This window comes from Occallatibacter sp. FHG110214_02 (assembly GCF_059115385.1).
In genome coordinates, this window is record NZ_JBZYWK010000015.1 from 88,878 (window position 1) to 95,578 (window position 6,701).

4 protein-coding genes are annotated in these 6,701 nt (G+C 58.2%); 1 reads left to right on the forward strand and 3 read right to left on the reverse strand.

The genetic code is table 11. The features are described from left to right. Window positions 1-205: 205 nt before the first annotated feature. The 3 genes from AC5S3R_RS14065 to AC5S3R_RS14075 all read right to left on the reverse strand — a co-directional run bounded on the left by AC5S3R_RS14065 (window position 206) and on the right by AC5S3R_RS14075 (window position 4,968). Entirely contained in the window at window positions 206-2,947 is a 2,742-nt protein-coding gene (locus AC5S3R_RS14065; RefSeq protein ID WP_494267709.1) for a TonB-dependent receptor, read from the reverse strand. A 104-nt stretch (window positions 2,948-3,051) separates the two neighbouring features. Next, window positions 3,052-3,810, reverse strand: a complete 759-nt coding sequence (locus tag AC5S3R_RS14070; RefSeq protein ID WP_494267710.1) for a LytR/AlgR family response regulator transcription factor — start codon at window positions 3,808-3,810, stop codon at window positions 3,052-3,054. A gap of 3 nt (window positions 3,811-3,813) precedes the next feature. Next, a complete protein-coding gene (locus AC5S3R_RS14075) occupies window positions 3,814-4,968 on the reverse strand; it encodes a sensor histidine kinase (protein WP_494267712.1) in 1,155 nt (384 codons plus the stop codon). Window positions 4,969-5,243: 275 nt separating this feature from the next. Here AC5S3R_RS14075 and ychF point away from each other — a divergent pair, with 275 nt between their 5' ends. Continuing rightward, window positions 5,244-6,341, forward strand: coding sequence for a redox-regulated ATPase YchF (ychF, locus tag AC5S3R_RS14080; protein ID WP_494267714.1), 1,098 nt, complete (start codon window positions 5,244-5,246; stop codon window positions 6,339-6,341). Window positions 6,342-6,701 lie beyond the last annotated feature (360 nt).

Sequence of the window (6,701 nt, forward strand, 5' to 3'; positions counted from 1 at the left end):
CAACCTCCGGGCACATACCTGATGCGCCAGTGCGGCAAAAAGCAGCTCTGACAAAGAGGGGAGAATGGCAAATGGATAAATGTTTGCCGGACAGGATGACACTAGATTCTTTAGCTATTCGCTGTCAAGGCACTAGCCCACAGGGTTTCTCCGAGGCTGGTACTGGATTTGCGGCGCTCGTCAGGCGTAGGGGAAACACTGCAGACTAGAACGCGAACCGCGCGCCTAATTCCACACGCCGTGCGGCCTCTGCGGCAATGCCCTGCCCGAGGCTTGGCGAAGAAACGACTGTGCTGACAGCCGTTACGTTGGTGTGGTTCAACACATTGACCGCGCGTGCATTCAATGTGAGTGTGCGGGGACGGTCCTTATTGGAGCTAAGCTCAAAAGCCCGGCTGACATTGGAGTACATGTGAATGATGGTCGGCATTGTTCCCAGATTTCGCGGCACATCGCCGTTCACGGCATTGGTGGTCATCAGGCCGAACGGCGTTGTGTACACCCCGTCGCCCGTTGCCGAGGCATAGGAAGGCCGGTCATTGAAGGTGCCGTCGCCGTTGGCGTCGGTTCCCGTGGTGATGTTGTAGGGCATGCCGTAGTGCCAGTAGGTATCGTCGCTGACTTCAATTTTGTACGGGAGCTTGAAGAAAACTTCTGCCAGTGCGCCGCTGGATTGCCAGTCTACCCGGTCCTGTTCACCTTTGTTGGTGTAGGTGGATTGCGGCGTGTCGCCGTCGGTGCGGAAGTTCTGGTCCCACCATCCAATGCTGAGCGTCCATCGCTTGTAGCCTTTCTGTTCAATGCCTGCCCAGAAGACACCGCCGCGATTGTGCGCGGAGTTTTGATATTCAAAGAGATTGAGATTTGCCGGGCCGGGCCGCGGAGCCAGTAATGCAGCCGTGGGGTCAGGTGGCGTGCCGGTGCTGCTTGGCACCATGGGCGCGTTGATGTTGATTGCTCGTGGGTCTCCCCAGGCAGAGTAGTAGGAATACCAAACCGAGGGATGCCAGTGGTGCGGCAGGTCACGCTCGATGCCGGCGGAAAGCTCCGTGACTGGGATTTGTTCAAAGCGTGGATGGAACTGCCATTGCGTACCTACGCGTATGGAGCCAGCAATCGGTTCAAGCGGATGCGCGTAATCCGGTGAGTAGACCATTGCCTCCTGCTGCCGCGTGCCGTTAAGGCGATAGGCTTGCGCGGAATAACTTGAATTTACGGCAATGTTGTAGATGCCGCTGCGAAGATGAATCGTCCACGGAGAGGTTTTGCCGAATGCCCAGGCGAGGCCGAGGCGCGGGCCAAAGTTTGCGAAGGTTCCTGGTGTTGTCTGCATGGTGTAGCGCAGGCCGCCGGTGATGGTGAGTTGCGGGAGAATTTTGAATGTGTCTTCCCCGTATAGCCCAAGTTGCCATTGCGTGTATGGAACCAGTGGCGTGCCGGTGTTGATCTGGTATGTTGTCGGCGTACCGCCGGGAAGGCTCAGCAATGCGCGGCGGTATTGCTCGATTGGGGTAATGGTTGCTGTTGCGCTGGTGGAGTTGTTGTTTGCATCGAGCACTGGGGCGCTGCCACCGCCGAATACGTAGGCTCCGTTGAAGGTGTCGGGGTCGTAGTTGTGCACGAAGATGCCTAGTGACTGCGCGCCGAACTTGATTGTGTGTTTGCCGCGTGTCAGCATCAGGTCGTCGTCGATTTCGAGATCGCGTTCGCGATTGTTGAGGCTCTGGCTTGTCGCTCCGCCGCCATTGAAGTAGCCTGCGACCTGCAGTGCCGGATTGGTTGAGTTGGGCGATTGCTCGGTGCGCTTCCATGTATAGCCAATGTGCGTTGCGTGGAGGGCGTTTGGGCTGAGGGTCCATGTGTTGCTGAAGCGCAGATCATACTCCGCAACGTAATTGGAATAACCGGCTTCGAGCAGCGTGAGCCCGCCGACGCCTTGATTTCCGAGGCTATTGACGTTTGCTGCATACGAAAGTGTGGCGATGTCTTTTTCTACAGGCTGCCAGTCGGCGCGTCCTGAGGCAATCCAGAGTGTTTGCGGTGCGGAGACGGTTTCGTGCTGGGCAACTTGCTGTTGATTTGCGTCGAGCGCGATGGCGTTGACGATGTTGAACTCGTTAATGTCGCGTTTTTCGAGAGCGAGTGAGAAGCCAGCTTTTTTTGCAACGATTGGTCCGCCGAACTCAAAGCCGTAGCGGCGCTTGCCTGCGGGAGTTGCTGTTATGGAGTACGGGTCGGTGGCGTTAAAACTGGAATCGCTGTCGCTGTAGAAGATTGCGCCGTGATAGTTGTCCGCGCCGGGCTTGGTGGTGATTTCGATGCGTCCACCAGACATGCCGGGGCGTTCGTATTCGGGGGAAACGGGATCAGGATTGACGCGAATGGATGCGATAGAGCTTTTCGGCGGCATGGAGCTTCCGTTCTGGAAGCCGTCTACCACGATGGTGGCGGCGCCAGTTCCTCCGCCCGCGGAAGATGCCAGCAATTGGAGCTGTTGGGCGAGGTCATCCGGGTCGTCTGGGAGCCTTTGCACATCGCTGGCTGTGAGCGTGGTTGTGCCTGCACCGCGCTCGGTGTCCAATGTGTCTGTTTCGGCGTTTACCTGCACGCTTGCTTCCGCGTTGGCGATGACAAGCTGCACGTTGAGCGGTACGGTTTCTCCTGCTGCTCCGCGCGCGGTTGCTGTGCCGCTTGCAAAGCCGCTTGCCTGCACGGTGAGCGATACGCCGCCTGCCGGAACGCACGCGAGGAGATAGTGGCCTGCGGCATCGGAGCTTGCGGTTTGGCCATCCATGGCGCGTATCTGCGCGGCGGGAATTGCCGCGCCGGTTGGATCGGTAACGAGGCCTTCTACGCGCAGGCCGTTGGCGCATGGCTGCTGGCTGTATCCACTCATGGCGCATAAGCTCAGCAATGCGGTGACAGAAAAGACCAGTCTGCGCTTCATTGGCGTGTGCTCCTTTCTACACGTCAATTTCGCTGAGCGGCTGTGCACGTTCCAGCTACTTGCAGTGGAAGCGCGGATTCATGCAGGGAAGGTGTCGGCGGCAGCTATGCGCGGTTGGCGGCGAGGAGGTTTTGCCAGCCGGTTTTGCTCATCTTGAGGCGCTGGCCGTTGGTGAGATAGACCCAGCCTTCATTGCGGCCTTCACGCAGGATTTCGCGGACGTGCGCAATGTTGACGATTGCGGAGCGATGGACGCGGACGAACTTTCTCGGGTCTAGCGTTTCGGCTAACTGCTTGATGGTTTCGCGCAGCATGAGGCTACGACCGCCTACGTGCAGGCAGGCGTAGTAGTCCGCGGCTTCAATCCACTCGATTTCATCGACGGGCACGAAGGCGTCGCGTGTGCCGTTGGGAACGACGAGGCGCGCGGGGTAGGCGCTTTGCGGCTTGAGTGCGAGCAGTGCGGACTTTAACTGCTCCTGCGTTTGGAAGGCGGATTGATGCGCGACTCTCTCGCGGATTCTGCGCAGGGTGGATTGCAGACGTTCGGGCTCGACTGGCTTGGTTAAGTAGTCGAGCGCGCGGACTTCAAAGGCTTGCACGGCATAGTGATTATGCGCGGTTACGAAGACGGTGATGGGGATTTGCTTTGCGTCGAGTTGTTCGAGGATTTCAAAGCCGTCGCCGCCGGGCATCTGGATATCGAGAAAGAGCACGTCGAAATTGTGTTCGCGGAGTGCGGCGATGACTTCTTTACCGTTGCGGCACTCGCCTTCTATGGCTAAATCTTCTTCATCGGAGAGGAGGAACCGCAGGCGCTCACGTGCGAGGGGTTCGTCGTCGGCTATGAGGACTTTCAGCATGCTTTATCCGCGTTCGTAGGGGATGGCGATGGCAACCTGGAAGCCTCCGGCGTCCACGGGAAATGCTTTCATGTCGAAGGCGTCGCGATAGAAGTGCGCCAGGCGTTCCCGCGTGTTTTTGAGGCCGATGCCGTTGCCGGGCTTTACGGGAGCAGGGCGGCCATTGCCGCTGTTTCGCACTTCGAGCAGCAGTTTGCCGTTGTGGCGGCGTGCGGTTGCTTCAATGATTCCGTCGGTCTCGTAGCGCGCAATGCCGTGACGGATGGCGTTTTCTACAATGGGCTGCAGAAGGAAGCATGGAACGAGGCTGTCGAGCGCGCCAGGCTCTACTTTGATTTCGATGCGAAGGCGGTCTGCGAAACGGACCTGCTCGATGGCGAGGTAGTTTTCTACGATTTCGAGCTCCTGCCAGAGAGGAACTTTTACCGGCGTGGTGCGCTTGAGGGTGCTTTTCAGGATGGCGTTGAGGTGGGCGAGCATTTCTACGGCTTCCTGCTGACGGCCCAGCTCGACGAGCGTGGTGATGGCGTTGAGGGTGTTAAAGAGGAAGTGCGGCTCAAGCTGCATTTGCAGGGCGCGAAGTTGTGCAGCGGAGAGTTGCTGCTCCAGCTCAACGGCGCGCAGCTTTTCGCGCTGGGCGCGGATCTGGTATTGCACAACACCGACGAGACCGAAGACGAAGCCGTAGATGAGGATTTCAATGCCGAAGCGGTTGATGTTGAGCAGGGCGTGAAAGGCCGACGATTTGGTTGACTTGGGCAGGTCGGCATACCAGCCCAGGCCGGTAAAGCCGAGGCTCCAGAGGGCAATCAGGTGAACGTAGCCAAGTGCTGCAGCAGCGCTGGTGTGCAGCAGGATGGAGTGCAGCGAGAAGTCTGAGAGGAAGGGCTTGTGCTTGCCCGCTTTCCAGAGCACGGAGGCGACTACGCCCCACCATCCCCAGAGCACGCAGCTATAGAGAAGCGAGGGGAAATGTAAGATGGAGCCGCATTCGCCGGCGGTGATGAGAGCGAGCGTGGCGGCGGCGGTCCAGATGAAGGCGTAGACAGGCCATTGCACGCCGAGCTGGGCGCTGGCGTCTTGCGTGGCTTCCGCGGCGGGTACGGGGCGCGGCGGCGCGGCGTAAGGGAGCGGGAATGCGGATTGCGATGCGTTCATGGTGTCTCCGTTTCCGGGCGGATTGCGGATGGCCCGCGTGGAGGACGATGCCTGCCGGGCGCTCGACTCCAATTCTAGTCAGGATGCGGTTTTAGACTCGTTTTCGCGAAGAAGTTTGCAGCGAAGGGTGCGGTTTTCGCAGGGAGCGAGAGAAGTACCTATAATTGGAAGGGATGGCTGTGAGAGTTCTCACGGCATTCCCTGGAACATGTTCTTCGCAGTCCATCGGTGGCAGCGAGTCCGTACAGCATTCAGCACAAAAAGGAAATAAGACCTTGCCTTTGAATTGCGGCATCGTTGGGCTGCCCAACGTTGGAAAAAGCACCATCTTCAATGCGCTGACCTCGGCAAAGGCCCAGGCGGCGAATTATCCGTTTTGCACTATCGATCCGAACGTGGGCGTTGTGACGGTTCCCGATCCACGGCTGGACAAGATTACCGAATTTGTGAAGCCGAACCGCACCGTGCCAACCACGATGGAGTTTGTGGATATTGCCGGGCTGGTGGCTGGCGCGAGCAAGGGCGAAGGGCTGGGCAACCAGTTTCTCGGGCACATTCGCTCGACGGATGCGGTGGCGCACGTGGTGCGCTGCTTTGATGATGACAACGTGATCCACGTGGCGGGCAAAGTTAGCCCGCTGGATGATATCGACGTTATCAATACGGAGCTGATGCTGGCGGACCTTGATTCTGTCGAAAAGCGGCTGGCGCGGACGGAGAAGGCTGCCAAGAATACCTCGGATTCCCGGATTAAGGCGGAGCTTGCTGCCTTGATCAAGCTGAAAGAGGCGCTGGGCGAGGGCAAGCCTGCTCGTGTGGTGGAGCTGACGGAAGAAGAGCAGGATGCGGCGCGTGAGCTGTTCCTGATTACGGCCAAGCCAATGCTGTATGTGGCAAACGTGGATGAAGCGGGGCTGGCTGACGGCAATGAGTGGACGGCTCTGGTGGAGAAGCGCGCGGCGGAAGAGGGTTCGCAGGTAGTGCGCATCTGCGGCGCGATGGAGGCCGAGATTGCGCAACTTGAACCGGAGGAGCGGCTGGAGTTTCTGAAGGAGATGGGACTGCAGGAGCCGGGGCTTAATCGGCTGATTCGCTCGGCTTACATGCTGCTGGACTTGATTACGTACTTTACGGCCGGTGTGCAGGAGGTTCGCGCGTGGACGATTCGGCGCGGGACGAAGGCTCCGGGCGCGGCGGGCGTGATTCACTCGGATTTTGAGCGTGGGTTTATTCGGGCGGAGACGTATGCCTATGACGACCTAGTGAAGTATGGCAGCGAGCAGGCAGTGAAGGAGAAAGGCCTGTACCGGCAGGAAGGCAAGGAGTACGTCGTTAAGGACGGCGACATTTTGTTCTTCAAGTTCAACGTCTAGGTGCTGCGCGCGCGGCGGGCTGCGGCCTTTGGCCGCCTGTCTTGTGGGATTTGAGAGCCTCGGCTATGCCGGGGCTCTTGTTTTGGTTAACACGTTTATTTTGTTTTATATATGGGGCGGTTTGGGTGTTTATTGATTCGTTAACAGGTTTGGGGAAAGTGGTTACTTTCTCGAAAAAATAAAATTTCTTTCCTTTTTTTCTGAGGTTTGAGGTGGGTTCACAGTTTCACAGTCCCGGTATCAAGAGGGGGGCCTCCTGCCTGATGCGCAGAGATTCAAAAACATGTCTCAGGGGCTAAAGCCTCAGTGCTTTCTTTTGGCCTTGATTGCCGGGGATAAATCCCCGGCCTGCTTTTTGTT